This window comes from Streptomyces sannanensis (assembly GCF_039536205.1).
Classification (GTDB): domain Bacteria; phylum Actinomycetota; class Actinomycetes; order Streptomycetales; family Streptomycetaceae; genus Streptomyces; species Streptomyces sannanensis.
Genome location: NZ_BAAAYL010000001.1, coordinates 1623360 through 1649161, shown reverse-complemented (window position 1 = coordinate 1649161; position 25802 = coordinate 1623360). Strand labels below are relative to the sequence as shown.

20 protein-coding genes and 4 pseudogenes are annotated in these 25802 nt (G+C 69.5%); 12 read left to right on the top strand and 12 right to left on the bottom strand.

Annotated elements, in window-relative coordinates:
* Nucleotides 1–24 precede the first annotated feature (24 nt).
* The 4 genes from uvrB (at nt 25) to ABD858_RS07595 (ending at nt 6047) form a co-directional block, all read left to right on the top strand.
* A complete protein-coding gene (gene uvrB, locus ABD858_RS07610) occupies nt 25–2178 on the top strand; it encodes an excinuclease ABC subunit UvrB (protein WP_345035398.1) in 2154 nt (717 codons plus the stop codon).
* Between the two features lie 126 nt (nt 2179–2304).
* Nucleotides 2305–2883, top strand: coding sequence for a TerD family protein (locus ABD858_RS07605; protein ID WP_345044332.1), 579 nt, complete (start codon nt 2305–2307; stop codon nt 2881–2883).
* Nucleotides 2884–2886: 3 nt separating this feature from the next.
* Nucleotides 2887–4842, top strand: coding sequence for a TerD family protein (locus tag ABD858_RS07600; protein ID WP_345035397.1), 1956 nt, complete (start codon nt 2887–2889; stop codon nt 4840–4842).
* A gap of 215 nt (nt 4843–5057) precedes the next feature.
* The gene (locus tag ABD858_RS07595) at nt 5058–6047 is read left to right on the top strand and encodes a TerC family protein (protein WP_345035396.1); all 990 of its coding nucleotides are present in this window, start codon (nt 5058–5060) and stop codon (nt 6045–6047) included.
* 90 nt (nt 6048–6137) lie between these two features.
* Here the strand turns inward: ABD858_RS07595 and ABD858_RS07590 are convergent, their stop codons facing one another.
* The 3 genes and pseudogenes from ABD858_RS07590 to ABD858_RS07580 form a co-directional block, all read right to left on the bottom strand.
* Entirely contained in the window at nt 6138–7412 is a 1275-nt protein-coding gene (locus tag ABD858_RS07590; RefSeq protein WP_345035395.1) for an MFS transporter, read from the bottom strand.
* Nucleotides 7413–7670: 258 nt separating this feature from the next.
* Nucleotides 7671–8717 carry a S66 family peptidase gene (locus ABD858_RS07585; RefSeq protein WP_345035394.1) on the bottom strand — a complete coding sequence of 349 codons (1047 nt, stop codon included), beginning with the start codon at nt 8715–8717 and terminating at the stop codon, nt 7671–7673.
* Nucleotides 8718–8763: 46 nt separating this feature from the next.
* A pseudogene (locus ABD858_RS07580) lies at nt 8764–8949 on the bottom strand (MBL fold metallo-hydrolase); the annotation flags it as partial.
* A gap of 18 nt (nt 8950–8967) precedes the next feature.
* Between ABD858_RS07580 and ABD858_RS07575 the strand changes: the two are divergent.
* A complete protein-coding gene (locus ABD858_RS07575; protein WP_345035392.1) occupies nt 8968–10482 on the top strand; it encodes a recombinase family protein in 1515 nt (504 codons plus the stop codon).
* Nucleotides 10483–10696: 214 nt separating this feature from the next.
* Here the strand turns inward: ABD858_RS07575 and ABD858_RS07570 are convergent, their stop codons facing one another.
* A complete protein-coding gene (locus ABD858_RS07570; RefSeq protein WP_345035391.1) occupies nt 10697–11212 on the bottom strand; it encodes a hypothetical protein in 516 nt (171 codons plus the stop codon).
* A gap of 528 nt (nt 11213–11740) precedes the next feature.
* On the opposite strand from ABD858_RS07570, the gene ABD858_RS07565 reads away from it, so the two are divergent.
* From ABD858_RS07565 to ABD858_RS07555, 3 genes and pseudogenes are all read left to right on the top strand, one after another.
* A complete protein-coding gene (locus tag ABD858_RS07565; protein ID WP_345035390.1) occupies nt 11741–12091 on the top strand; it encodes a hypothetical protein in 351 nt (116 codons plus the stop codon).
* A gap of 164 nt (nt 12092–12255) precedes the next feature.
* Nucleotides 12256–12627, top strand: a pseudogene (locus ABD858_RS07560) (pentapeptide repeat-containing protein); the annotation flags it as partial.
* 63 nt (nt 12628–12690) lie between these two features.
* Nucleotides 12691–13894 (top strand): annotated as a pseudogene (locus ABD858_RS07555) (transposase); the annotation flags it as partial.
* An 84-nt stretch (nt 13895–13978) separates the two neighbouring features.
* Here ABD858_RS07555 and ABD858_RS07550 read toward each other — a convergent pair.
* On the bottom strand, nt 13979–14518 hold the full coding sequence (locus tag ABD858_RS07550; RefSeq protein ID WP_345035388.1) for a hypothetical protein: 540 nt from the start codon (nt 14516–14518) through the stop codon (nt 13979–13981).
* 124 nt (nt 14519–14642) lie between these two features.
* Nucleotides 14643–15593, bottom strand: a complete 951-nt coding sequence (locus ABD858_RS07545; protein ID WP_345035387.1) for a PIN domain-containing protein — start codon at nt 15591–15593, stop codon at nt 14643–14645.
* A 3-nt stretch (nt 15594–15596) separates the two neighbouring features.
* On the opposite strand from ABD858_RS07545, the gene ABD858_RS07540 reads away from it, so the two are divergent.
* Nucleotides 15597–15878 (top strand): site-specific integrase, encoded by a 282-nt coding sequence (locus ABD858_RS07540; protein ID WP_345035386.1) that lies wholly within the window; start codon nt 15597–15599, stop codon nt 15876–15878.
* A 253-nt stretch (nt 15879–16131) separates the two neighbouring features.
* Here the strand turns inward: ABD858_RS07540 and ABD858_RS07535 are convergent, their stop codons facing one another.
* A complete protein-coding gene (locus tag ABD858_RS07535; protein ID WP_345044328.1) occupies nt 16132–16683 on the bottom strand; it encodes a pentapeptide repeat-containing protein in 552 nt (183 codons plus the stop codon).
* A 123-nt stretch (nt 16684–16806) separates the two neighbouring features.
* Between ABD858_RS07535 and ABD858_RS07530 the strand changes: the two are divergent.
* Nucleotides 16807–17810: pseudogene (locus tag ABD858_RS07530) on the top strand (IS5 family transposase).
* On the opposite strand, the gene ABD858_RS07525 reads toward ABD858_RS07530, so the two are convergent.
* From ABD858_RS07525 to ABD858_RS07510, 4 genes are all read right to left on the bottom strand, one after another.
* Nucleotides 17811–18197: a hypothetical protein gene (locus tag ABD858_RS07525; RefSeq protein WP_345035384.1), complete on the bottom strand. Its 387-nt coding sequence runs from the start codon at nt 18195–18197 to the stop codon at nt 17811–17813.
* A 451-nt stretch (nt 18198–18648) separates the two neighbouring features.
* On the bottom strand, nt 18649–19467 hold the full coding sequence (locus tag ABD858_RS07520) for a hypothetical protein (protein WP_345035383.1): 819 nt from the start codon (nt 19465–19467) through the stop codon (nt 18649–18651).
* 207 nt (nt 19468–19674) lie between these two features.
* Complete coding sequence (locus ABD858_RS07515; protein ID WP_345035381.1) at nt 19675–20325, bottom strand: MBL fold metallo-hydrolase; 651 nt, start codon at nt 20323–20325, stop codon at nt 19675–19677.
* 72 nt (nt 20326–20397) lie between these two features.
* Nucleotides 20398–21087, bottom strand: coding sequence for a maleylpyruvate isomerase family mycothiol-dependent enzyme (locus ABD858_RS07510; RefSeq protein WP_345035380.1), 690 nt, complete (start codon nt 21085–21087; stop codon nt 20398–20400).
* Between the two features lie 182 nt (nt 21088–21269).
* Between ABD858_RS07510 and uvrA the strand changes: the two genes are divergently transcribed.
* Nucleotides 21270–24248 (top strand): excinuclease ABC subunit UvrA, encoded by a 2979-nt coding sequence (gene uvrA, locus ABD858_RS07505; protein ID WP_345035379.1) that lies wholly within the window; start codon nt 21270–21272, stop codon nt 24246–24248.
* 106 nt (nt 24249–24354) lie between these two features.
* On the opposite strand, the gene ABD858_RS07500 is transcribed toward uvrA, so the two are convergent.
* Complete coding sequence (locus tag ABD858_RS07500) at nt 24355–25254, bottom strand: carbohydrate kinase family protein (protein ID WP_345035377.1); 900 nt, start codon at nt 25252–25254, stop codon at nt 24355–24357.
* A gap of 91 nt (nt 25255–25345) precedes the next feature.
* On the opposite strand from ABD858_RS07500, the gene ABD858_RS07495 reads away from it, so the two are divergent.
* Nucleotides 25346–25774 (top strand): Rieske (2Fe-2S) protein, encoded by a 429-nt coding sequence (locus ABD858_RS07495; RefSeq protein WP_345035376.1) that lies wholly within the window; start codon nt 25346–25348, stop codon nt 25772–25774.
* Nucleotides 25775–25802: the final 28 nt, after the last annotated feature.

Genomic DNA, 25802 nt, shown 5'->3' with positions numbered 1-25802 from the left:
GTGCGGGGTCGTACGGTTGGTTCCATGCGGCCCGTATCTCAGATCGAACAGCTCCGCCGGAGCAGTGACCGGCCTTTCGAGGTCGTCAGTCCCTACCGGCCCAGCGGCGACCAGCCGACGGCCATCGCCGACCTGGAGCGGCGCATCCGCGCAGGCGAGAAGGATGTCGTCCTGCTCGGTGCGACCGGCACGGGTAAGTCGGCGACCACCGCCTGGATGATCGAGAAGCTCCAGCGCCCGACTCTCGTGATGGCGCCGAACAAGACGCTCGCCGCCCAGCTGGCGAACGAGTTCCGCGAGCTCCTGCCGAACAACGCCGTCGAGTACTTCGTCTCGTACTACGACTACTACCAGCCCGAGGCATACGTCCCGCAGTCGGACACCTACATCGAGAAGGACTCCTCGATCAACGAAGAGGTCGAGCGGCTGCGCCATTCGGCCACCAACTCGCTGCTCACCAGGCGCGATGTGGTCGTGGTCGCCTCCGTCTCGTGCATCTACGGCCTCGGTACGCCCCAGGAGTACGTCGACCGGATGGTGCCGCTGAAGGTCGGCGAGGAGATCGACCGCGACCAGCTGCTGCGCCGCTTCGTGGAGATCCAGTACGCCCGCAACGACCTGTCGTTCACCCGGGGGACCTTCCGGGTGCGCGGTGACACCGTCGAGATCTTCCCGGTCTACGAAGAGCTGGCCGTCCGCATCGAGATGTTCGGCGACGAGATCGAGGCCCTCTCCACGCTCCACCCGCTCACCGGCGAGGTCATCAGCGAGGACCGGGCGCTGTACGTCTTCCCGGCCAGCCACTACGTCGCGGGCCCCGAGCGTATGGAGAAGGCCGTCAACGGCATCGAGAGGGAGCTCGAGGAGCGCCTGGCGGAGCTGGAGAAGCAGGGCAAGCTGCTGGAGGCCCAGCGGCTGCGGATGCGCACGACGTACGACATCGAGATGATGCGGCAGATCGGCACCTGCTCCGGCATCGAGAACTACTCGATGCACATGGACGGCCGCGAGCCGGGCACGCCGCCGCACACCCTCCTCGACTACTTCCCCGACGACTTCCTGCTCGTCATCGACGAGTCGCACGTGACCGTGCCGCAGATCGGCGCCATGTACGAGGGCGACGCCTCCCGCAAGCGCACCCTGGTCGAGCACGGCTTCCGGCTGCCGTCCGCGCTCGACAACCGCCCGCTGAGGTGGGAGGAGTTCCAGAAGCGGATCGGCCAGACCGTCTATCTGTCCGCCACCCCCGGCCCGTACGAACTGTCCCGTTCGGACGGTCAGGTCGAGCAGATCATCCGCCCCACCGGACTGGTCGACCCCGAGGTCGTCGTCAAGCCCACCGAGGGGCAGATCGACGATCTGGTGCACGAGATCCGCAAGCGGGTGGAGAAGGACGAGCGCGTCCTGGTCACCACGCTCACCAAGAAGATGGCCGAGGACCTCACCGACTACTTCCTGGAACTCGGCATCCAGGTGCGCTATCTGCACAGCGACGTCGACACGCTGCGCCGCGTCGAACTGCTGCGAGAGCTGCGGGCCGGTGAGTTCGACGTCCTCGTCGGCATCAACCTGCTGCGTGAGGGCCTCGACCTGCCCGAGGTGTCGCTGGTCGCCATCCTCGACGCCGACAAGGAGGGCTTCCTGCGCTCCGGGACCTCGCTGATCCAGACCATCGGCCGTGCCGCGCGCAATGTCTCCGGCCAGGTCCATATGTACGCCGACAAGATCACCCCGGCGATGGAGAGGGCCATCGACGAGACCAACCGGCGCAGGGCGAAGCAGGTCGCGTACAACAAGGAGCACGGGATCGACCCCCAGCCGCTCCGCAAGAAGATCAACGACATCGTCGCGACCATCGCCCGCGAGGAGGTCGACACGGAGAAGCTGCTCGGCAGCGGCTACCGCAAGGCCAAGGACGGCAAGGGCGCCAAGGCACCCGTGCCCGCGAAGAGCGGCAAGGCGGCCAAGGCCGGAAAGGCCGCGAAGGGCAAGGCCGTCGAGGCCGAGGCGCTCACCGACCGCCCCGCCGCGCAACTCGCCGAGCTGATCGAGGAGATGACCGGCCGGATGCGGGCCGCCGCCGCGGATCTGCAGTTCGAGATGGCAGCACGGCTGCGTGACGAGGTCGGCGAACTCAAGAAGGAGCTGCGGCAGATGAAGGAGGCGGGGCTGGCCTGACACGGTGGCGGCGCGTGTGTTGCAAGACCGACACAAAACGCGTCGGAGCCGCCGCTCTGTCAGTGGCACTGCGTAGGCTGCTGGCAACTGCACACCAAAGCTGTGGGGATGGAGAGGGGACAGCGCGTGACGGTCAATATGACCAAGGGGCAGGCCATCAGCCTGGAGAAGCAGGGCGGCGGCACCCTGACCGCGGTGCGGATGGGTCTCGGCTGGCAGGCGGCGCCGCGCCGCGGCCTGTTCGGCTCGCGTACCCGGGAGATCGACCTCGACGCCTCGGCGGTGCTGTTCGCGGACAAGCAGCCGGTGGACGTGGTGTTCTTCCGTCACCTCGTCAGCGACGACGGCTCGGTGCGCCACACCGGTGACAATCTGGTCGGCGGCGTCGGCCAGGGCGGCGACGACGAGGCGATCCTCGTCGATCTCCAGCGGGTGCCGGTCCACATCGACCAGATCGTCTTCACGGTGAACTCGTTCACCGGCCAGACGTTCCAGGAGGTGCAGAACGCCTTCTGCCGCCTCGTCGACGAGACAACGGGCCAGGAGATGGCGCGCTACACCCTGGACGGCGGTGGCCAGTACACCGCGCAGATCATGGCCAAGGTGCACCGGGCCGGTGCCGGCTGGAAGATGACGGCCCTGGGCAACCCGGCCAACGGCCGTACGTTCCAGGACCTGATGCCGGCGATCCTGCCGCACCTGTAGTCGATGACTGCCGAACTGGTCCGGGGACAGAACCACGCTCTGCCCCGGACCCGTCTGGAGATTCGTGTGTCCGCCGGCGGCCCGGTCGTCGCCGGCGCCACCCTTGGCGACGAGCACGGCACCGTGGCCGGTGCCGAATGGGTCGCCCATCCCGGCGCGCCGCGGCTCCCCGGCGTCGAAGTGCTCCGGCAGACCTCGGCCGGCCACCGGCTCGCCGTGGACCTGGACGCCCTTCCCGCCGCCGTGCACCGGGTCGGCGTGCTGCTGGCCCTGCTCCCGGGGACCGGCGGCCCGGCCCGCTTCGGGGAGCTGGCCGCACCCTCGGTCGCCGTCACCGGCGTCGACGGCACCGAGATCGCCCGCTACACCATCACCGGCCTGGACGCCGAGGCCGCCGTCGTCGCCCTGGAGCTCTACCGCCGTCAGGACGCCTGGAAGGTCCGCGCAGTGGGCCAGGGCTACGCCTCCGGCCTCCCGGCGCTCCTCGCCGACCAGGGCCTGCACCAGTCCCATGAGCTCGCCGCGTCCATCCACACGGCCGCGGCCGGCACCGGCACCCCCGAGGCCGCCGGCAGTCCCGGCCCCGACGGCCCCCCGCACGCCGCGGCGGCCACCGGGACCATCGACTACGGCCACCCGGCCCGCCGCTCCGGCCCCGCCGCCACGAGCGCCCACGACGAGCACCTGCTCCCGCACTCCCCGGGCCCCGGCGATGGGCCCGAGCCCGCGTCTGTCGGCGGCACCGGAGCCACCACCGACGGGCGGATCAGTTACGCGCATCCTCGCCGTCAGGCCTCCGCCCCTCCGCCCGCCGCGCCCGACGAGCCGGCCCGGCCCGTCGCCGGGGACGCCACCGGCTGGTCCATGGAGGAGCGCCTCTACAACCAGGTCTGGGGGATGTTCGAGGACCTGGCCCGCACCGCTGCCTCCTATCGCAGCGCCGTCGACTTCGCGGACTTACGGATGGAGCAGGAGCTCGACCGTGTGCTCTCCGACCCGCGCAGCCGGATCGGCTCCGCCGGTGACCAGGGGCGCGAGGCGGCCCGTGCCAAGCGGGACGAGCTGGTCGACCGGGCCCGGGAGGCCTTCGAGCGGGACATCGCCCAGCTCGCCGCCGAGTCCGAGGTCGTCGAGCCGGCCCTGCCCGCCGCCTTCGCACGCTGGGACAACCCCGTCTGGCAGGCCTACCAGGTCCCCACCGAGGCCCCGATGGCCCTGCGTATCGGCGATCTGCACCTGCCCGAGCGCACCGCCCTGCGCATCCCCATGCTGGTACGGCTGCCGCTGGAGCGCGGTCTGTGGATCGATGCCGGACGTTCCGGATCGGACGCCGCGGCGCTGATGGACGCCGAGCAGTTGCACGGGCTCGCCCTGGAGACCGCGGCCGCGTTGGCCGCCCGGCTGCTCGCGATCCATCCGCCCGGTGCGTACACGGTCCGCGTCATCGACCCCGCGGGTTCCGCGGCCGTCGCGTTCGCTCAGCTCACCGCCTCGGGTGCGCTGTCCGAACCGCTCGCTACCGGTGCCCAGGGGCCGGGCGCGGTGCTCGAAGGCCTGACCCGGCGGGTGGACCTTCTGCAGATGGCGGCCCGCGGCAACGCCGCCGACGCGCTTCCGCCCGGGCTGGACCCCGGGGAGCAGTTGCTGATCGTCAATGACTTCCCGCACGGCTTCGACGACCGCACGGTGAACCGGCTGCGCTACATCGCCGACGAGGGACCCTCGGTGGGGGTCCATCTGATGATGGTCGCCGACCGCGAGGAGGCCGCCACGTACGGCCCGGTGCTCGATCCGCTGTGGCGTTCCCTGTTGCGGCTCAGCCCGGTGCCGGACGACCACCTGGCTGACCCGTGGGTCGGGCACACCTGGACGTATGAGCCGATACTGCCTCCGCGGGGCAGCGAGGTGCTGGGGCAGGTCCTCGGGCAGGTCGCCGGAGACCGCTGGCCCTGGGGCTGACCTGGGCATTTACCCATTCCTTTACCGATTTCTTTACCTTTCCTTGGTGTTTCCGGTACTCTCGCTCGGAGCGGAGGGGAGTACTCCCGACTGCGGCGTTCCCGTCAGTACGGACCGTGACCGGTCCCGGGGCGTCGGCCCGTGACACCAACGGGCGGAAGAGACCTCCGGCAGCGACGACGCTGATCATGTAGCCGTACGACGCCGGAGGCGCAGTGGACGTTTCGTGGACCCTGTGGGCGCTGACCATTCTCGGTCTGTCCGCCCTGATCGCAGTCGACTTCTACATCGGGCGCAAGCCCCATGACGTGTCGGTCAAGGAAGCCGGGATCTGGACCGTGGTCTGGATCGTCCTGGCCGCCCTTTTCGGCCTCGGCCTGCTGATATTCGGCAACAGCCAGGCCTCCGGCGAGTTCTTCGCCGGCTACATCACCGAGAAGTCGCTGAGTGTCGACAACCTCTTCGTCTTCGTCCTGATCATGGCGAAGTTCTCGGTGCCGTCCCAGCTGCAGCAGCGGGTGCTGCTGGTCGGTGTGCTCATCGCCCTGGTCCTGCGCGCGGTGTTCATCGCCGCCGGCGCGGCGATCATCGCCAGCTTCTCCTGGGTGTTCTACATCTTCGGCGCGTTCCTGATCTGGACCGCGTGGAAGCTGATCCAGGAGGCGCGCTCCGGCGGAGAGGAAGAGGAGTTCGAGGAGAACCGCCTCCTCACGTCGGTCGAGCGGCGCTTCGGTGTCGCCGACAAGTACCACGGCACCAAGCTCTTCATCCAGCAGAACGGCAAGCGCGTCCTGACTCCGCTCATGGTCGTCATGCTCGCCATCGGCACCACCGATGTGCTGTTCGCGCTGGACTCGATCCCGGCGATCTTCGGCCTGACCCAGGACCCGTACATCGTCTTCACCGCCAACGCCTTCGCCCTGATGGGTCTGCGCCAGCTGTACTTCCTCATCGGCGGACTGCTCAAGAAGCTGGTCCACCTCAGCTACGGACTGTCCGTCATCCTGGGCTTCATCGGTGTGAAGCTGGTGCTGCACGCCCTGCACGAGTCCGGGGCGCACGTTCCGGAGATCTCCATCCCGTTCTCGCTGGCCGTCATCTGCGGTGTGCTGATCGTCACGACGGTGACCAGCCTGATCGCCACCGGGAAGCAGAAGAAGGCCGAGGCGGCTGAGAAGGCTCAGCCGGAGCGCGTCGAGGCCTGACGGCGCACGACGTAGGGATTTCCACCACCGGCCGGGGTGAGCGCAGGACTGCCGCTCGTCCCGGCCGGTGCTCGCAGCGGCGAGGCCCGGTCAGGCTGCCGCCGATTCGGCTGCCGCCGTGACCGGCCGGGTCTCCGGCAGCAGCGCGAAGCAGCCCAGACTGAGCAGCGCCACCGCGGTCAGATACGCGGCGACCCCCCACGGCGGGCCCTCCCCGCCCGCCAACTCCGTGGCCACGATCGGGGTGAGCGCTCCGCCGAGCACCCCAGCCAGGTTGTAGCCGACCGCCGCCCCCGTGCAGCGCACCTGCGGCTCGTACAGCTCGGGCAGATAGGCCGCGACCACGGCGAACATGGTGATGAACCCCAGCAGCGCGCCCAGGCAGCCGAGGAACATCAGCAGCGGCTGCGCGGTGTGCAGCAGCCCGGCCATGGGGAACATCCACAGCGCCACCGCCGAACACCCGGTCAGACAGAGCGGCCGCCGCCCGTAACGGTCGCCGAGCATGGCAACCAACGGCGTCACCGCGCCCTTCACCGCCACGGCGGCCATGATGCAGGTCAGCATCACCGTCCGGCTGACGCCGAGCCGCTCGGTCCCGTACGACAGGGCCCACGTGGACACCGCGTAGAAGACGGCGTACCCGACGGCGAGCGCGCCCGCCGTCAGCAGCACCAGCCGCCAGTGCCCACGCATCACCTCGGCGAGCGGCACACTCGCCCGCTGCCCGCTCTCGGCGAGCTCACGGAATTGCGGGGTCTCCGTCAGCGAGCCGCGCAGCAGCAGCCCGCCGGCCGCCAGGACGCCCGCGACCCAGAACGGCACCCGCCATCCCCACTCCTGGAACTGTGCATCGCTCAGCCCGACGGACAGCACCAGCATCACCCCGTTGGCCAGCAGAAACCCCACCGCGGGCCCGACCTGGGGAAAGCTCGCCCACAGCCCGCGCCGCCCGGCCGGGGCGTGCTCCGCGGTCAGCAGTACCGCCCCGCCCCACTCCCCGCCGAGGCCGAGCCCCTGGAGGAAGCGCAGCACGAGCAGGAGTACGGGCGCGGCCACACCGATCGACGCGTACGTCGGTACGAAGCCGACCGCGACCGTGGCGAGCCCGGTCATCAGCAGTGAGGCGAAGAGTACGGGCCGCCGTCCGTGCCGGTCGCCGATGTGCCCGAAGAGGACGGAGCCGAGCGGCCGTGAGACGAAACCGACCGCGAAGGTGCCGAACGCGGCCAGGGTCCCGGCGACCGGCGAGAACGTGGGGAAGAAGAGCGGACCGAGGACGAGCGCGGCGGCCGTGCCGTAGACGAAGAAGTCGTAGAACTCGACGGCGGTGCCGGCGAGCGAGGCCGCGGCAAGCCGCGCCATGGACGGAGTGTGACTGGTCTGCATATCGCGCCAACTGTCCGTAACCGTCGACGGTTACGGGGGCGTGCGAGGCACGTCGGCGCATCGGCAGGGGGAAGGTGTGCACCGTCCGCCGGCGCTGCCCGGTCACCAGTGACACCTTGCCGCTGCGCATCCCATGGATGCGGCCGCGCCCCCGGAGCGCTTCATGGCGGCCTCCCCGCCGCCCCCTGTGCGCACGGAACGAGGGCCGCCGGGAGGGCGTCGCGCGCCCTGGAATCAATAGGTGACCGTCACGCTGCGCGCCGGCCCGTCGACCCGGACCAGCCCGCCGTAGGGTATGACGAGCTGTGGATCGGTGTGCCCCAGGTCGACGTCGAACACGGCCACCGTCTCCGGTGCGTACAGCGCCAGCGCGCGCAGCACGGCCTTGCGCTGCTCCAGGGCGTAACGATCGGCCTCCTCCGGGCCGTTGGGCTGTTCGAACGACCAGGTCTTTGGGCGCCCCATCAGCAGCGCGGGGAAGCGCTGCAGCAGTCCGCGCTCGCCCATGTTCCGCAGGATCCGGAACACCTCCTCCGCGGCCGGCAGTTCCTCCGAGGTCTCCAGGAACAGCACACAGCCGTCGTACGCCGACAGGTCGGCCTGGATCTCCCGGTCCGCCATCAGCAGCCAGGACAGGATCTCCAGACAGCCGCCCCAGCTCCTGCCCTCCACCACCCGCTCGGGGCCGTGCCAGAACCAGCCGCCGCCCGGCCGGGTCTCCGGCTCCGACTCGAAGGTCGTCGGGTCCGCCCAGTCGCGGTCCATGTCGCGGAACCGCTCGGCGGGGCGCAGTTCGTACGGACCCGAGCCGAACAGCGCGGCCCGCAGGGACTCCTCCGTCAGCGGCTCCATCGCGCCCGGACGGCCGAGCTCGCACATCACGCTCGCGCCGTGGTAGCCGACGATCCCGGTGTTCCAGAGGTAGGCCAGCAGATTGGTGTTGTCACTGAACCCGAAGAACGGCTTCGGGTTCGCCCGGATCAACTCGCGGTCCAGCAGCGGCAGTACGGTGATCTGGTCGTCGCCGCCGATGCTCGCGATCACCGCCTTGACGGAGTCGTCGGCGAAAGCGGCGTGGATGTCGTCGGCGCGCTCCTGCGCCGTGGAGCCCATTGTGCGGGTGGCCGGATACTCCACCGGCACCAGGCCGAAGTCCTTTTCGAGGCGCGTCAGTCCGAGTTCGTACGGGAGCGGCAGCAGCCCCGGCAGACCGGAGGACGGTGAGATCACCGCGATCCGGTCGCCGGGGCGGGGCTTGGGCGGATACAGAGGCGTCGTCATGGGGCCGGAGCGTATCCGGACAACATCCGTGGCGTCCGCAGGATTTCTACCAGCCGCGCGCGTGCCACTCCGGCAGGTGAGGGCGCTCGGCTCCGAGCGTGGTGTCGTTGCCGTGGCCGGGGTAGACCCAGGTCTCGTCCGCGAGTTGGTCGAACAGCTTGGTCTCCACGTCGTGGATCAGACTGGCGAAGTGGTCAGGGTTCTTCCAGGTGTTGCCCACGCCGCCGGGGAAGTTCTAGGGTCCTGTCCTGTGAACACTAAGACGCTCCCGCGCCGTACCCTCGTCTTCTTGTACGCGCGGATCTCCGAGGACCCGCGCGACCGTCGGCGGGGCGTCAACCGGCAGATGAGCGACCTGCGCACGTTCTCCGAGGAGAACGGCTGGGAGGTCGGCGGCGAGTACATCGAGAACGACGTCTCGGCCCACTCGGGTGAGGAACGCCCCGAGTATGACCGGCTGATGGCCGACGCCATCCAGGCCGCCCGCGAACCCGGTGTCCGTGTCATCGTCGCGGGCTACCACCCGTCACGCGTCTGGCGGCGCCGTGTCGAGCGCGCGCAGGCGATCGAGGACTTGAGGCACGCGGGGTGCTGGGTCGCGTTCGAGTCCGGCGGTCTGTTCAACATGGCGAAGGCGTCGGACCGGTCGCAGCTCGCCAACCTCGGCGAGTCCGACACCGCCGAGTCCGAGGTGAAGTCGGAACGTGTTGCCCGTGCGGCCCTGGAGCGCGCCCAGGAGGGCCGGGCGAACGGCGCCGTGGCGTACGGGTGGCAGCGTCAGTACGAGTACGACGCCCGGGGGCAGGTGAGCGGGTTCCATGACGTCGAGGACTCGGTACAGGCCGGGGTTGTCCGGGAGATCGTCACCCGCCTGCTGGCCGGAGGCAGCCTCATCGGCATCACGGCTGACCTGAACGAGCGCGGTGTGCCGTCGCCCGGTGCCGGCATGCACCTCAAACGGCGGGCTGTCGGACAGAACGCGGACGGGTCGCTGTGGAACAAGACCAGCGTGAAGAAGCTCGCGCTGCGGCCGGCGAACGTGGGGCTCCGCGTGCACCAGGGCGTGGAGTACAAGGCGGCATGGCCGGCGCTCATCACGGACGAGCAGTACGCACAGCTGCGGAACCTGTTCGCGGAGCGGGCCGTGGTGCGGGAGCTGCCGGGGGCGCGCAAGCACCTGCTGACGTGGGGCGAGGTCGCCACGTGCGGGCCGTGCGGGTCGGTGCTCCGGGTTGCGCTGAAGGGGAACGCGAAGCGGGGCCAGAAGCAGCCGACGTACGTCTGCGACGCGAGCGGCTGTGTCGGCCGGAATGAGGAGGCGCTCGACCGCTACGTCGGGCGGGTGGTTGTGGGGGTGCTGTCGCGTCCGGAGGCGGCCGAGGTCTTCCGTGGGGACGACTCGGCGGCCCTGGCGGCCCTGGAACGGGCAGAGAGGTTGAAGGCGCGCCAGGAGGCGGCGGCGGACGACTACGCGGACGGGATCATTACCCGTGAGCAGTTGCGGCGCATCACGGCGAGGCTGGCGAAGCAGATCACGGACGCGCAGAACGAGGCGCGCCGGTTGCGGCCGGCCTTCGACCTCGACGCTTTCGATGGCCTCGTGGGGCCGCGGTCGGGGGAGACGTGGGAAGCGCTCGCGGTGCCGCAGCAGCGGCGGGTCCTGGACGGCCTGGGCCTGCGGTTGAGGGTGCATCCGGTAGCGCGGCGCGGCCCCGGGTTCGACCAGACCACCATTGAGCTCCACTGGGCGCGGACGGGCGCCTGAGTACGCGGATGCCGTACGGGCCCGGCAGGATCATTCGCTGCCGGGCCCCACGACAAGAGGCCCGCTGCTTCGGCCGCGGGCTCTTCCGCGGAGCTGGCGCGCGCCCTCGCGTCTCTGTCACGGCGAGAACGACGATCAGGCACTGCCCGCCTGTCGCCGGAATGGGCCGGGCCAGCGCAGCTCTAGTTGCTCCTCCTGGGGCCCCGTAGATCTCTCACCACCAAGCGTGCTGTGCCATCTCTGCGTAGTAGTCGGCCTGCAGTTCGGCGTGATTGTCGAGGTAGCCTCCTACCCCGCCGTACAGCATCCAGCCTGCGTCGAAGTCGATGTTCTGCTGGTTCGGCCTGGCCCTCACCACTCCCCTGCCTTTACCGCCCTTGACGGTGCTGTATCGGAACGTTTGCCCGTTCTCGTCGAGCTGGTGCAGCCAGTCGAGGGTCTCCTGGGTCTCCTGAGGAATGCGATCGTTCGGGTCATCCAGGAGCTGGCTGAGGTACTGGTTCAGTCGATCCGCCAGGCGCCCGATCACGTGCGAGGCGTTGACGAGCTTGTCGGGCTCGCCGGGCGGGAGTTCGACGCCGTCGCGGCGCAGGCAGCCCGCCGCCACGCGGATACAGCCCTTCAGGGACAGCTCGATGCCGTGCCGGTAGTTGTAGTAGATCGGGACAGGCAGCGCATCGTTCGTGCCATTGCGGATCCAGTGACTCGCGAGGATGTCGGCCGCCTGCAAGTAACCGAGGGCTACGTCGAAGTCGTCCTCGTGGGGGCTACCGATGACGGCGATGCTGTGCCAGTCCGAGCGCCGTGGGGGCAGGCGGGTCAGGTATCGGGGTCGTCCAGTGCTTCGCTCACGGTCCTAGGGTGGCGGGCTCGCTGGTGGGCGCGCGCCACATTTTTTCGGCCGTGCCGCCATGACTTCCCCTGCACCAGGGCGCGAGCGGGCCCCGCCCGAACTCCGGGCTGTCGGACGTCGACCTCATGCCCCGCGTGCGGGTGTCGAACGGTTTCCTGGCCGTCACGGCTCGGGAGGCCTCCGAGTCATAGGCGCCAAGCCTCTGGCCGTGTTCAACCTGTACCTGTGCACTGTCCCGAGCGAGCTGCCCGCCGACGACGGCGAGCCCGTGTGCTCTGCAACGGGCTCGCCGGGGTCCTCGCTGGCACGATTACCCGGGGCGAGGACGCCACGGCCGCGTATAGGGCTGTGGAGGACCGCGCCGTGCACAACCGGCCCCACCCGATCGAGTACTGAGGAGTCTTCGTGAGCGACTTACCGGCGGGCGTTACCGGCGCCATCGGCCACGCCCTGGCGTTCAACCTGCGCCACCACGGCCAGCAGTTCGGCATGGACAACCTGCGCTGGAGTGACCTCTACACCGACGTGATCACGGCACTGAAGTGGGTGCACTCTGTGGACCCGGCGACGGCCGTACGCGTCGCCCGGCGCGCCCTCCAGGACGCGGCCGACGAGGGCGACAAGCAGCCCGTGCCCCTGAGAGACGCGGCGCTGTGCCTGCGGCACTCCCTGACACAGGCCAGCGTGCCGTACGGGAAGTGGTCGGAGGACCAGGCGGAGGCCTTCGTGACCGCCGTGCTCCTGGACGTCGGCTGACGCCCGGGCAGCCTTCCTGGGCAACCGAAAGGCCCGCCCGCCGTGGAGGCATGGCGGGCCCTTCGGCGTGCTTAAAGCCTGCCGCCGGGAGTTGGCGCGTCGAACCCCCTGGTCTCGTGAGGGTGGCCGCAACCGGCGGCGGGCTCGGGCCGTCCTGTTGATGTGTGACAGCACCTGTGCCCCGGCGCCGGACGAACCAGCGTGGGTTGAGGCTCTGGCCGGTCGGAACCGTCCTCGGCCTGACCTTCATTGCCGCGATCCTGGTGGCCGTCGTCGTGTTCTATGCCGGATGGGACCTGCTCGGCGCCCGAGGCCTCAAGCCTGAGCGCCGAGTCGACTCGAAGACGCTGTTCGACTTGGTGAAGCTGTCCTTCGGAGTGGTCGCCGGGGCCGGTGCCCTGGTCGCCCTGGTCGTGGCCTACCGGCGCCAGCGCGTCGACGAGGACGGCGCCCTGCGGGATGCCACCCGCCTGCACACCGAACGCTTCACCACTGCTGTCTCCCAACTCGGAGAGGAATCCGCCGCGGTCCGTCTAGAAGATCACTGAAAATCTCGGTTCTGGCCTCGCGCGCACTGGTGTGGGGCCAGACTGCTGTGTGTGCAGGGGGAATGGGCTGGGGAGACGGTCGGGCCGGATGCGTGGGAGACCTGTCGGGAGCTGATCCCGGCCGGGAGTGTGTTCGCGTTCCTGGCCGAGCATCGCGAAGTGCTGTTCCCCGGGTCGATGTTCGCGGACATGTACCCCTCGACGAACGGGCGGCCGTCGATGCCGCCGCAGGTGCTGGCCGCGACGGTGGTGCTGCAGAGCCTGCACGGGCTCTCGGACTTCGAGACGGTGCAGGAACTGCGCTGTGACCTGGTGGAAGGCGGCGTGCGGGCTGGGGTTGTATGACACCGCGTTCGACCCGTCGCTGCTGACGTACTTCCGCCGCCGACTGCAGCGCTCGGGTGACCCGAACCGGCTGTTCGCCAAGGTCAGGGAGGTCGTCACGGCCACCGGTGTCCTCAAGGGCCGGCAGCGGCGGGCGCTGGACTCCACCGTGCTGGACGACGCGGTCGCCACCCAGGACACCGTCACCCAGCTCATCGCCGCGATCCGCCGGGTCATCCGCGAGGTCCCCGATGCCGAGCAGGTTGCTGCGGCGTGGTGCACCGCGCACGACTACGCCGACCCGGGCAAGCCCCGCATCGCCTGGAACGACCAGGCCGCCCGTGAGGCACTAGTCGACGCCCTGGTCACCGACGCGCTGAACCTGCTCGGCCGCCTGCCCGAGCAGCAGTTGGGCGAGGCCGCGGCGAACGCCGTCGGGCTGCTGGCCCTGGTCGCGGGCCAGGACGTGGAGCCGGCCGAGGAATCCGACGGCCGCGACGGGCGCTGGCGCATCACCCGCGGGACCGCCCGCGACCGCACGGTCTCCACCGTCGACCCCGAGGCGCGGCACATTCACAAGAACCGCACCCGCCACCAGGAGGGCTTCCGCGCCCACGTGGCCTTCGAACCCGAGGCCGGGCTGTTCACCGAGGTCGCCCTGACCGCCGGCAGCGGGGCCGACAACCACGAGGCCGCCATCGCCCGCGACCTCCTCGCCGACGAGGAAGCACCGCTCACCGTCCTGGGCGATGCCGCCTACGGCACCGGCGACCTGCGCGAACACCTCCAGGCCCAGGGCCACGACCCGGTCCTCAAGCCACCGCCGCTGAAACCGGCCGTCCCCAGCGGCTTCACCGCCGACGAGTTCACCGTCGACACCGAGAAGGGCGAGGTCACCTGCCCCGCCGGACACACCGCCGCGCTCGGCCGACCGCTGGCGAACGGCTCCCGGCAACGCAACGGTCTCCGGCGGCACGGTTAACTTCAGCCACACCCAGTTCTCCGGCGGAACCGTTCACTTCGCCCGTGCGCAGTTCTCCGGCGGCACGGTCGACTTCCTGAGCCCGGTGTTCTCCAGCGGCACCGTCGACTTCATCGGCGCAAAGTTCTCCGGCAGCACCGTGTCCATCGCCGGTGCAGCGTTCTCCGGCGGTACCGTCCTCTTCCTCCACGCGAAGTTCTCCGGTGGCACCATCGGCTTCCCCGGCTCGGAGTTCTCCGGCGGCACCATCTCCTTTAACCGCGCGGAGTTCTCCGGAGGCACCGTCGATTTCTCTGGCGCGACGGGTGTAGCGCCAACCGGTCTGGTTCCAGCAAGCGGGTCGCCACTGCCCACCGGAATGATCCTGCCTCCTGGCTGGTAACGGCCTTGGGGAACGCCGCTCAGGCCGGACGCCCGCCAGGGTTTTCCGCAGAACGTTCGGTCGTCAGGGTCTCCCGAGACATCCGAGTCGGCCGGCGCCGCGTGTACCGCCTTGATGAAGCCGAGCGGATCGCCCGCGCCGAAGTCGTCCGACAGTTCCTTGCGCAGCTCGCGCAGCACGACGATCGCCATGCAGCCACCGTCAGCTCACCGTGGAGGCCGCATCCCCGGGCGGGCCAATCGCGGTAGGCCTTGTTCTCGTATAGCTACCGCCAGGCGGCGTGTAGCGCAGTGTTACTGCCGTGGTGCTCGATTCTCAACTGGCCGTCGGAGCCTGGGCTTCGGCCTGCCGGGCGCGCCGCTGCGCGCGTACGCCAGTGCCAGACCTGTCCGGGGCCGACCAGTCCGGCTCGTCCCCGGGGTCCTTCGTCGCCACCTTGGTCACCTGCAGCCCGGCGGCCCGGCCCCGGGTGTGCTGACTCGTATCGCACGTCAGCAACCGAACGTCGCGGCCGGCCAGGCCCTGGATGGCCACCGTCCGGTCAATGATCTCGACATCGGGGCGGTCCAGGCGCACGTGGCCGGGGGGATCGAGGACGATCTCAACGTTGACCCTGCCGCGGGTCTCGCCGTCCTGAACGGTGTGCTCCCCTTCGTGTAAGACCCCGTGCGTGCCGCCCTTGAGGACCCCGTCGAGGAGACCGAGCGTGTGGGCGGCACGCCAGCGGGCCCGCTGCTTGCTGGCGTCCTTGAGGTCGTCCAGCTCGTCGACCACCACGATCGGGAACAACAGGCGCACGAACTGCCACCGCGGCACGTCGAGCACCTCGTGCAGGTCGACGTCGGCCAGCTTCACCTCGTTCTGGATGTAGAAGCTGGAGTCGGCCACGACGAACACCTCCCGCTGGCTCCATCGGCCGATCCGCGCATCCAGCGCGGCCACGGCCGCCTCGAACGCCTCGATCCGTTCGGCGACCTCAAGTTGGACCAGACCGTTCACGAGGCGCTGCTGGGCGGTCCCGGCGAGCGTGCCGCAGCTGCCCAGGAGCGCCCGGTAGCGGTCGGTGAACACGAGCTGGTCGAGGTCCCGATCGCTGATCTGGGAGCGCAGCATCCGCGCGGACTCCGTGGCCCAGTCCAAATACGTCAGCAGCCCTTCGAAGGCGCTGCCGTACGGCCGCTGCAGGTTCATAGCCGTGGTGTGGACGCCGCTGAGGACCTGCCGGATGTTCTCCCGGTCTGCGCCGGGGCGCGGTGTGATGAGCATGCGGTGATCCTGCCAGCGCGGCCCGCTGGTGCGCCTTCGGTTTCCGACGTCGCGGCCCTCTCTCCGCAGACCCGCGCCATGTTCGCCGACGGCAACCGGACCACCTTTGTCGTGAAGCGCAAACGCCTCCCGGTGCTGCTCGGGTTCGCCACGGCGGCCTGCGTCTCCGAGCTGGTCGCCCTGGACTTCGCCACGGTGACTGAGGCGGATCACGGCTACGACGTGACGCTGTACCGGGCGAAGGTCCGCAAGCACACCCCTAACCCGTGCTGCTGCCGGGTGTGACGTCGTTGGCCCGGATGGTGGCCGCGCTTAGCCAAGAGGAGAACGACCGTCTGCACGCCTCGTGTTCGGCGTGCCACGGTCGACGGTGTACGGACACCTCAACAAAACCAAGACCGTCCCCCGGCAGCCGAAGAAGACCACCGTCATGAAGCCCTGAAACCTACCGGTGGGTTACTTGCTCCCTGGTGTCTGGGCGAGGACTCCGGGGCCTACTACGGCGCCACCCGGCCCTAACCGCCATTCTTCGCCACCGCTATGCCTCCGGGGCCCACCTCTCCGGCATCCTCGTGCGCTTGTCAGTCACGATACCTGTCGTAACTGCCCTGGACAGGTCGGCCCCAGTGAGCGTCGCCCCGGACAGGTCAGCCCCCGTCAACGTCGCCTCGGGCAGGGCGGCCTTCGTCAACGTCGCCTCTTTCAGGGCAGCCTCCGTCAACGTCGCCTTGCCCAACTTGGCCCCCGTCAGCGTCGCCTTGACCAGGTAGGCCCCCGTCAAATCCGCCCTTCGCAGATTGGCCCCTGCCAACGTCGCGTAGGCCAGGTCAGCCTCCGTCAACGTCGCTTCGAAAAGGGTGGCCTTCGTCAACGTCGCCCTGATCAGGTTGGCCTCCGTCAACGTTGCCCCGGACAGGTAGGCCCCCGTCAAATCCGCCCCTCTCATGTTGACATAGGTGAGATCCGCGGCCTTTAGACGTGCACCGACGAGGTGAAGCCCACTGAGATCGAGCTGTTGGCGGGGGTCGACGTGGGTGCGTGACTCTGCTCGGGTGAGTGCGGTGAGCGCTGCCTGTACGTCGGCCGCCAGTTCATCGGGAAGGCGGCCGGGATCGGGGTCGTCCTGACGTCGGGCCTTAGGGCGCGTATCGAGTTGTGATCAATTTGCGGGATTCGCCCTCGCGGCGGGGCCTGATCCGGTAGATCGTCTTGCATGACGCGGGTGCAGTTGACGGACGAGGAGTGGGAGTTCATCGAGCCGTACCTGCCAATCGGCAGGTTTGGCCCGTACCCCGAACGGCTGCGACAGCAATTCGAAGGCGTGATCTGGCGGTTCAGGACGGGCGGGCAGTGGCGGGAGATGCCGAAGGAGTTCGGTGCCTGGCCGACCGTCCACAACCGCTTCCGGCAGTGGAGGGATGCCGGCGTCTTCGAAGCCCTGCTGGAGGGCCTGATCGCGGAAGCCGCGAAGCGGGGTGAGGTGGACTTGTCCCTGGTCAGCGTGGACTCCACCACAGCCCGGGCCCACCACGACGCTGCCGGTACCCATCTCGGCCAGGACGTCATGACCGCTCTGGAGAAGGCCGCCGTCGACGAGGAGAAGGCCCGGCAAAAGGGGGCGGCCCGGAAGAACAAGACGGGCAGGACGCCGGAAACGACCCCGAGCGGGAAGAACGACGGCACATCCGGCGCCGGCGCAAACTCCGGCTGAAAGCCGCCCTGCTCGGACGTTCGAGGGGCGGGCTGACCAGCAAGGTTCATCTCGCCGCCGACCGGAAGTGCCGTCCTCTGGCGTTCGTCCTGACCGCGGGGCAGGCCGCGGACAGCCCGCAGTTCATCCCCGTGCTCAAGAAGGTGCGGGTCCGCCTGCCCGTCGGCCGCCCCCGCACCCGCCCCGACGCGGTTGCCGGCGACAAGGCCTACTCGTCCCACGGAAACCGTGCCTACCTGCGGAAACGCCGCATCAAGGCGGTCATCCCGGAGAAGAAGGACCAGGCCGCCAACCGGAAGAAGAAAGGCAGCAGGGGCGGTCGGCCCGTCAGCCACGACGCCGACCTCTACAAGGAGCGGAATGCCGTCGAGCGGCTGATCAACAAGCTGAAGGCATGGCGAGGCATCGCCACCCGCTTCGACAAGACCCCTGAGAGCTACCTCGCCGGCCTCCACCTCCGCGCCTCGATGATCTGGATCAAGGACCTCACGCGGACCACCCCTTGATCACAACCGAATACGCGCCCTAGGAGCCCGGTGGCGGATGAAGTGGCCGAGGACCTCGGCAGCGTCGGTGGCTGCCTGTTCGGGGGCGTCCTGCACGATCTGCTCGAGGGCGAGGATGCCACCGATACGGACGTAGATCTCGGGCGAGCCCAGCCGTTCGAGAGCTTTGGTGAAGCGGTCGGTGATCTGCCCGCGCCGTGTGAGACGGTAGGTGCGGGCGGTGTAGAGCAGGGCGATGCCGGCGCCGAGAGCAGCAACGACCGCGACCAGAGTGGTACGCAGGCCGGTGACGAGCGCTGCTGATCCTTCACCGAGAGCTTTGCGATCAATGTACTTGGCATCCAGGACATAGGGGCCGCGCCAGATAAGCCAGGGCAGGCCGACCATAAGTGCCAGGCCTCCTATCGCCACCAGGGCAACCAGCCCCCGTCGCCGAAGACGGTCGGCTCTCCTGACTCGCTCCCGGCGCTGGTCCAGCGCGGCACCTATCCGCAAAGCGCTCTTTCGCCGGCGAGCGGTCCTTTGCCTCTGGGCCAGGGCAGACAACAGGTTCATATCTTCTAGACAGCTTTCATGCATGGCCCGGTTGCAGAGTTCGCCATCCCGGCCCTGACCAGGGCGGCTTGCATGACTTGGGCCGGTGAGTGTCTCTGCCAGGAGGCCGTCACCCGGCCGGTGGGCGCTTCAGCCGAACCCCGTGCTGGACGTCCTGGCGGCCGCCTCCCCGTGCCGCGCCTCGCCGCGCGATGCTTCGGCCCGATCTCCGCCCCGGTGCTGGAGAGGGTCGTCGCGGTGCTGGTGATCACAGCGCACATCCGGCCGGGCCGTCGACGTGACATCAGCCTGCCTTGGTCTCGCCCATCTTGATGCCCTCCGGGGCGAGTGTGGGGCCGTGGGAGACGGCCATCGTGGTCACCATTCCGGGGGTGTTGGCCTTCCGCAGGGCGGCCATCTCATCCGGGCCGTTCACCTCGAAGTTGCACAGGTAGCAGCCGAAGCCGTTCGCGGTGAAAGTCGTCTCCGTGGCCGTCCGGTTGACCGGTTCGAACGTGAGGAGGCCCTGCCCGCCGCAGGCGGGGCAGTCGCCGCCCGAGGTCTTCAAGACGACCATGCCGTCTTTCTTGATCTCCATCGGCCGGGCGAACCACTCCTCCCGGCGGGGCTGGGGCGCCTTGAGAGCTCCCTCCTTTACCTCTGCGGGGAGGCCCACGAAACGGTCTTCGAAGGCGTGACGGGCCTGCGTGATCCGGAGCTGTACGTCTCGGAAGACCTGGTCCTCCTGCTCGTTCGCGGCGGCCTTGACGGCCTCCGTCCACCGCTCCCAAAAGGTGTCCAGCGGCTTGCCGAGGTCGTCGAGCAGTGTCTCAACCGTCCGGGCGAGGGGAGAAATCATTGCCTTGGCCAGGGTGCTGTCGGGAGAGGTGTGAGCCGCTCCATTGCGCATCTCGATCAGCAGGTCGAGTTGGGAGTCCGGCTGGAGGACGCCAATCTTCCGGAGCCGCTTGATGGCTTCCATGGCCCCGACGGTGCGGACCTTCTCCTCGTCCATCGGGAGGTGCCCGCCGAGGTGCAGCACCACGTCCGCGCTGTTGTTACGGATCTCCGCAATGTAGACCGGGCTCTTCGAGACGAGGACGGCCTTCACGAGCTTCTCCACGGCGACACCGGCGTGGAGGGCGAACGCTCTCGAAGGAGAGCGAATCGTTCATGCCGGGACGTTAGCCGCCTGTGGTAGGCGGTGCCACCAAAATCCGACTGTTCGCAGACGCGGCTACTGCCCAAGGGCCACCGGGGCGGCGGTCCGGTGGCCCCGGTTGGCGCCGATAGGTCGCACTGGCAACCTTGTCGCGCCGATGCCGCCGACCTACCAGCCCCGCTCGTGCCACTCGCCGAGGTGAGGCCGCTCGGCGCCGAGCGTGGTGTCGTTGCCGTGGCCCGGGTAGATCCAGGTCTCATCCGGGAGTACGAAGACCTTCGCCTCCAGGCCCGACATCAGCGACTCGAAGTGTTCGGGACGTGTTGTCCGCCCAGGACCCCCCGGGAAGAGGCAGTCACCGGTGAAGACATGCGGGTGGCCGTGCGGGTCGTCGTAGATCAGTGCGATGGAACCCGGGGTGTGGCCGACCAGATGCCGGACGGTGAGCTCGACCCGGCCGACCTTGATCGTGTCGCCGTCGTCGACGAGCACGTCGGTGGGGACCGGGATGCCCTCGGCGTCGTGCCTGCCCGCGTAGGTGGTGGCGCCCGTCGCCTCGACGACCTCGGCCAGGGCCTGCCAGTGGTCGCCGTGGCGGTGGGTGGTGACGACGGACTTGATGCCGTCGTCACCGATCAGCGCGAGCAGGGTCCTGGGCTCGTTCGCGGCGTCGATCAGCAGCTGCTCGTCAGTGGTCCGGCAGCGCAGCAGATAGGCGTTGTTGTTCATGGGCCCGACCGCGGCCTTGGAGATCATCAGGTCCGCGAGTTCGTGCACTTCCGCAGGACCGCCGACCGTCACCGCTCCGCTGTACGTCATGTGTTCAGCCTATAGCGGGGGGAGTGCGGGCAGCGCGGCGCCTGCCGTGTCGAGGGCGCCCCGGCGCGGCGGTCAGAGCGCGGGCAGCGTGGGCAGGACCCCGCCCTCGACGCGCAGCGCCGACCCGTCGCGACGGCCTGCGAGCCAACCCAGCAGTTCGGCGGCGGCGCCCGTGACGCGGACGGGCCCGCCCTCGGCGCCGCCGCCCGTCGTCCAGAACCGGCCTCCCTCGATGACCACGGCGGTCGACGGGACGTCCTTGTGTCCGCCGAACCGCTCGGCGAGGAAGTCGATCTCGCGCTCCACGAACTCCTCGGGCAGGTCCTCCAGCTCGTAGCCGACGCCCAGGTCGACATGGTGCAGCTCGACCTCGACCAGCCGGCGGAAGGGGACGCGGGCGGCGGTGTCGGTCACGCCGTTGCGCAGCTCGACCGTGCGCGACCAGTCGGCGGGGGCGGCCGCGGCCTGCTGGAAGCGGTCCGCGCTCTCGCGTACATCGGTGAGCTGGACGTCGAACGGACGGGGAGCGTCGCGCTCGATGTCGGCGTCGCGGGCATCGCCGCTGACGTACATGGGCCGGCCCTCGAGGACATTGACGAGCGCGTCCGCGTTACGGGCGACATGGGCGAGGACATGGCCGCGGGTCCAGCCGGGAAGCCGTGACGGCTCGGCGACGGAAGCGTTGTCCAGTTTGCCGGCGGCGGCGAGGAGCCGGTCGGTCGCCGCACGGAGAGAGGCCAGGTCGTGCTCGTGATCGATCATGGGGCCGACGATAGCCCGGCCACTCGTTCGGGTGAAGCTCCTCGAGCGAGTCCTGAAATCGAATACACGTGCTATAGGCTCGGGTGAGGCAAGCTTGAATTCAGCGACCCATCGCTGTGGAGGCCCCCTAGTCTGGGACGGGGGCCCAGCCCCCGCTTCTCTCAAGAAAGGTGCGGACCGGCGTGGCCGACCGTCTCATCGTCCGTGGCGCTCGCGAGCACAATCTGAAAAATGTCTCGCTCGACCTCCCGCGTGACTCGCTCATCGTCTTCACCGGGCTTTCGGGATCGGGCAAGTCCTCGCTCGCGTTCGACACGATCTTCGCCGAGGGGCAGCGGCGGTACGTCGAGTCGCTCTCCTCCTACGCCCGGCAGTTCCTCGGGCAAATGGACAAGCCCGATGTGGACTTCATCGAGGGCCTGTCCCCGGCCGTCTCCATCGACCAGAAGTCGACCTCGCGCAACCCGCGCTCGACGGTCGGCACCATCACCGAGGTCTACGACTACCTCCGGCTGCTCTTCGCCCGGATCGGCAAGCCGCACTGCCCCGAGTGCGGCAGGCCCATCTCGCGCCAGTCCCCGCAGGCCATCGTCGACAAGGTCCTGGAGCTGCCCGAGGGCAGCCGCTTCCAGGTGCTCTCGCCCCTCGTCCGCGAGCGCAAGGGCGAGTTCGTCGACCTGTTCGCCGACCTCCAGACCAAGGGCTACAGCCGGGCCCGGGTGGACGGCGAGACCATCCAGCTCACCGAGCCGCCCAAGCTGAAGAAGCAGGAGAAGCACACCATCGAGGTGGTCGTCGACCGCCTCACGGTGAAGGACTCCGCCAAGCGCCGGCTCACCGACTCCGTCGAGACCGCGCTGGGCCTGTCCGGCGGCATGGTCGTGCTCGACTTCGTCGACCTCCCCGAGGACGACCCCGAGCGCGAGCGGATGTACTCCGAGCATCTCTACTGCCCGTACGACGACCTGTCCTTCGAGGAGCTGGAGCCGCGCTCCTTCTCCTTCAACTCGCCCTTCGGCGCCTGCCCCGACTGCACCGGCATCGGTACGCGCATGGAGGTCGACCCCGAGCTGATCGTCCCGGACGAGGAGAGGTCCCTCGACGAGGGGGCGATCCATCCCTGGTCGGGCGGCCAGACGAAGGACTACTTCAGCCGTCTGGTGGGGGCGCTTGCCGACGCCCTCGGCTTCCGCACGGACATCCCGTTCGCCGGACTGCCGCTGCGGGCCAGGAAGGCCCTGCTGTACGGGCACAAGACCCAGATCGAGGTGCGGTACCGCAATCGTTACGGACGGGAACGTGCGTACACCACGTCCTTCGAAGGTGCGGTTCCGTTCGTGAAGCGGCGGCACTCCGAGGCCGAGAGCGACGCCAGCCGGGAGCGCTTCGAGGGCTACATGCGCGAGGTGCCGTGCCCCACCTGTGAGGGCACGCGGCTCAAGCCGATCGTTCTCGCCGTCACGATCATGGACAAGTCCATCGCCGAGGTCTCCGCGATGTCCATCAGCGACTGCGCGGAATTCCTGGGCGAGCTGAGGCTCAACGACCGCGACAAGAAGATCGCCGAGCGCGTCCTCAAGGAGGTCAACGAACGGCTGCGCTTCCTGGTCGACGTCGGCCTGGACTATCTCTCGCTGAACCGCGCGGCCGGCACGCTCTCCGGCGGCGAGGCCCAGCGCATCCGGCTCGCCACGCAGATCGGCTCCGGCCTGGTCGGCGTGCTCTACGTCCTGGACGAGCCGTCCATCGGTCTGCACCAGCGCGACAACCACCGTCTCATCGAGACCCTGGTCCGGCTCCGCGACATGGGCAACACGCTCATCGTCGTCGAGCACGACGAGGACACCATCAAGGTCGCCGATTGGGTCGTCGACATCGGCCCCGGCGCCGGTGAGCACGGCGGCAAGGTGGTGCACAGCGGCCCGCTGAAGGAGCTGCTGACCACCGAGGAGTCGATGACCGGCAAGTACCTCTCCGGCAAGAAGTCCATCGTCCTGCCCGAGATCCGCCGCCCGGTGGACCCGAGCCGCCAGCTGATCGTGCGCGGCGCCCGCGAGAACAATCTCCAGGACATCGACGTCGCCTTCCCGCTGGGTGTCTTCACCGCGGTCACGGGCGTCTCCGGCTCCGGAAAGTCGACGCTGGTCAACGACATCCTCTACACCTACCTGGCGCGCGAGCTGAACAACGCCCGCAACGTGCCCGGCCGGCACACCCGTGTCGACGGCGACGACCTCGTCGACAAGGTGGTGCACGTCGACCAGTCGCCGATCGGCCGTACGCCCCGGTCGAACCCGGCCACGTACACCGGAGTCTTCGACCACATCCGCAAGCTCTTCGCGGAGACCATGGAGGCGAAGGTGCGCGGCTATCTGCCGGGCCGCTTCTCCTTCAACGTCAAGGGCGGCCGCTGCGAGAACTGCGCGGGCGACGGCACCATCAAGATCGAGATGAACTTCCTGCCGGATGTGTACGTCCCGTGCGAGGTCTGCCACGGAGCGCGCTACAACCGGGAGACCCTGGAGGTCCACTACAAGGGCAAGTCCATCGCCGAGGTGCTGGACATGCCGATCGAGGAGGCCCTGCACTTCTTCGAGGCCGTCCCGACGATCTCGCGCCATCTGAAGACCCTCACCGAGGTCGGCCTCGGCTATGTCCGCCTCGGACAGTCCGCGCCGACGCTGTCCGGCGGTGAGGCGCAGCGCGTCAAGCTGGCGAGCGAGCTTCAGAAGCGGTCCACGGGCCGCACGGTGTACGTCCTGGACGAGCCCACCACCGGTCTGCACTTCGACGACATCAACAAGCTGATCAAGGTGCTGTCCGGACTGGTCGACAAGGGCAACTCGGTGATCGTCATCGAGCACAACCTGGACGTCATCAAGACCGCGGACTGGATCATCGACATGGGCCCCGAGGGCGGCAGCGGCGGCGGCCTGGTCATCGCCGAGGGCACCCCGGAGCAGGTCGCCTCGGTCCCGGCCAGCCACACCGGCAAGTTCCTCAGGGACATCCTGTCCCCGGAGAAGATCAGCGACGCGACGGTGCCGGCGGCGCGGAAGCGCACGACCGCGAAGAAGGTGGTCGCGGCGAACGCGAAGCCGGTGCGGAAGACGGCGACGGCGCGGACGACGAAGACGACACCGCGCGCACGGAAGGCCTGACGGCCCGCCCCCGGACCCAGCCGGTGCGTCCGTCCTCAATCGCCGGACGGGCTCGATTCGAGCCCGTCCGGCGATTGAGGACAACACCCGAAGGGCGTTCCGGGGCTCACACCGGCTCGGCCAGCTCCGCCGCGTGCGGCGGCTCCGCGCCTGCGCGGGAGCAGGTCACCGCCGCCGCGCGGGCCGCGTACCGCAGCACTTCCGCCCACGCCGCGGCGTCCAGCGTGGCCGGGTCGCGCCCCGCGAGGCCGTGCAGCAGCGCCGCGTTCACCGTGTCGCCCGCGCCGATCGTGTCGACGACATCGACCGGCACACCCGGCACCGACGCTTCGGCCCTCGCCCGGGTCAGCACGGTCAGCCCCGCCGCGCCCCGCGTCAGCACCACCGCTGCCGGCCCGGCGGCCAGCCACTCCTCGGGGCTGCCGCCGAGCCACGCGGCGTCCTCCTCGGAGAGCTTCAGCAGGGACACGTACGGCAGCCAGCCGCGGAACCGTGCCCGGTAAGCGGCCGCATCGGGGATCAGTCCTGGGCGGATGTTCGGGTCGAGCAGGGTGAGCAATCCGTGCCCGGCCTCGCGCCGCAGCAGCGCCTCGTACGCGCTCGCACCCGGCTCCAGCACCAGCGAGCAGGTGCCGACGGCCAGCGCCCGTACCCCGGCCGGGAGCACGCCCGGCAGTTCGAAGAGCCGGTCCGCGCTGCCCTCGGCGTAGAAGCCGTACCCGGCGGAGCCGTCCGCGCCGACGGAGGCCACCGCGAGCGTCGTCGGCTCGGGCCCGCGCTGGACGAGCGACACATCCACCCCGGCCGCCACGAGTCCGCCCAGCAGGGCCTCGCCGAAGCCGTCCGTGGAGATACGGGAGCAGAAGGCGGTGCGCGCCCCGAGCCGCCCCAGCGCGACGGCTGTGTTGTACGGGCCGCCGCCCGGCACCGGCAGCAGCGCGGGCAGCGGTGCCCCACCGCCCTGCGGGACCAGGTCGATCAGGGATTCTCCGGCGACGACGATCACAGCGCCGAACGTAACCCATGGTCCGAGGGCCGAGAAGGCCACGGGTATCGTCGATGAGGTTGTCGTACCGTTCTCAGATCGTGGAGTCGCCATGTCCGGCCAGTCCGCCGCCCGCCGTACCGTGCTGAAAGGTGCCGCCCTCGCCGGGGTGGCCGGGCTGGGTGCCGCGGCCTGCTCGACGGAGTCCAAGCTCGGACACGCCAAGAATCCGACGCCCACCGAGCCGGTGACTCTCGGCGCGGCGGACGAGATCCCGGTCGGCGGCGCCAAGCTCTACCGCGAGCAGCGGCTGGTCGTCTGCCGCCCGGCCGAGGGCGAGTACAAGGCGTTCAGCGCGCAGTGCACGCACGCCGGCTGCGTTCTGGACAAGCTCGAGGGCACCGAGGGCAACTGCCCCTGCCACGGCAGCCGCTTCGACGTGACGACCGGCAAGGCGCTGCGCGGCCCGGCGACCGTCCCGCTTCCCGAGGTTCCGGTCACCGCGAAGGGCGGCAAGCTGATCGCCGGTCCGGAGGCCTGAGCGGCCCCCGGCTGTCAGCCCCCGCAAG

Excerpts from the sequence above, each read along its gene's own strand:
- uvrB (WP_345035398.1), top strand. The coding sequence starts at position 25 with ATGCGGCCCGTATCTCAGATCGAACAGCTCCGCCGGAGCAGTGACCGG.
- ABD858_RS07600 (WP_345035397.1), top strand. The coding sequence starts at position 2,887 with ATGACTGCCGAACTGGTCCGGGGACAGAACCACGCTCTGCCCCGGACC.
- ABD858_RS07590 (WP_345035395.1), bottom strand. The coding sequence starts at position 7,412 with ATGGCGCGGCTTGCCGCGGCCTCGCTCGCCGGCACCGCCGTCGAGTTC.
- ABD858_RS07585 (WP_345035394.1), bottom strand. The coding sequence starts at position 8,717 with ATGACGACGCCTCTGTATCCGCCCAAGCCCCGCCCCGGCGACCGGATC.
- ABD858_RS07550 (WP_345035388.1), bottom strand. The coding sequence starts at position 14,518 with ATGGCGATCGTCGTGCTGCGCGAGCTGCGCAAGGAACTGTCGGACGAC.
- ABD858_RS07545 (WP_345035387.1), bottom strand. The coding sequence starts at position 15,593 with ATGCTCATCACACCGCGCCCCGGCGCAGACCGGGAGAACATCCGGCAG.
- ABD858_RS07525 (WP_345035384.1), bottom strand. The coding sequence starts at position 18,197 with ATGGTCGGCCTGCCCTGGCTTATCTGGCGCGGCCCCTATGTCCTGGAT.
- ABD858_RS07515 (WP_345035381.1), bottom strand. The coding sequence starts at position 20,325 with ATGACGTACAGCGGAGCGGTGACGGTCGGCGGTCCTGCGGAAGTGCAC.
- ABD858_RS07510 (WP_345035380.1), bottom strand. The coding sequence starts at position 21,087 with ATGATCGATCACGAGCACGACCTGGCCTCTCTCCGTGCGGCGACCGAC.
- ABD858_RS07495 (WP_345035376.1), top strand. The coding sequence starts at position 25,346 with ATGTCCGGCCAGTCCGCCGCCCGCCGTACCGTGCTGAAAGGTGCCGCC.